Raw genomic sequence first — 985 nt, 5'->3', positions numbered from 1 at the left:
GCCCGCGCGCGCCGATGGACTGGCTGAAGCTGGTCGACTGGCAGACCGTGGGCGCGCTCGCGGGGTGCTGGCCATCACGCAGGGCGTCGAGAAAAGCGGCATGCTGCAGGCCACCGCGCAGCGCCTCTTGGCGCGCACCACCACGCAGCGCAGTCTTGCGCTGCTGCTCACGGCCAGCGCGGCGCTGCTGTCGGCGCTGGTCACCAACGACGTGAGCCTGTTCCTGCTGGTGCCGCTGACGCGCGTGCTGGCCACGCAGGCGCACCTGCCGCTGGCACGGCTGGTGGTGCTCGAGGCGCTGGCCGTGAACGCGGGCTCGGCGCTCACGCCCATCGGCAATCCGCAGAACCTGTACCTCTGGCACCGGTCGGGCGAGAGCTTCGTCGGCTTCATGGGCATGATGCTGCCGACCGTGGCGGTCATGCTGTTCTGGCTGTTCGTGGCGGTGTGGTTCCTGGTGCCGCGCACGCCCATCGCGATCAAGGCCGACACCGAAGGCGGCGCCAAGGCCGCGCCAGTACAGCCCCGGCTGCTGGCGCTGTCGGGCGTGCTGTTCGTGGGCTTCGTGGTCGCGCTCGACCGCCACTGGCTGCTCGCGGGCCTGGGCGTGGTGTTCGGCGTGTTCCTGCTGTCGTACCCGCGCGTGCTGCGCGGCGTCGACTGGGCGCTGCTCGCGATCATCGCGCTGATGTTCGTCGACCTGCGGCAGCTGGCCGAGCTGCCCGCCGTGGCCGCGCTGCTGGGCCACTGGCCCATTGCCGAGGGTTGGCGCGCCTACCTCGCGGCCGTGGTCACTTCACAGTTCATCAGCAACGTGCCGGCGGCGATCCTGCTCGACGGCCACGTGCGCGACCTGCCCGCGCTGGCCGCCGGCGTGAGCGTGGGCGGCTTCGGCTGCGTGCTGGGCTCGCTGGCCAACCTGATCGCGCTGCGACTGGCCAAGCTGCCGCACGGGCTGCGCGAATTCCACCGCATCAGCATTCCG

1 protein-coding gene is annotated in these 985 nt (G+C 71.5%); it reads left to right on the top strand.

Annotated features, from left to right (window positions below; translation table 11 throughout):
- Positions 1-64: 64 nt before the first annotated feature.
- Positions 65-985, top strand: a 921-nt coding sequence (locus tag BMG07_RS40800) for an SLC13 family permease (RefSeq protein WP_307867341.1), incomplete at its 3' end; no start/stop codon positions are given.

The organism is Variovorax sp. E3 (assembly GCF_016082275.1).
Lineage (GTDB): Bacteria > Pseudomonadota > Gammaproteobacteria > Burkholderiales > Burkholderiaceae_C > Variovorax.
This window is presented reverse-complemented; position numbering and strand designations above follow the sequence as displayed.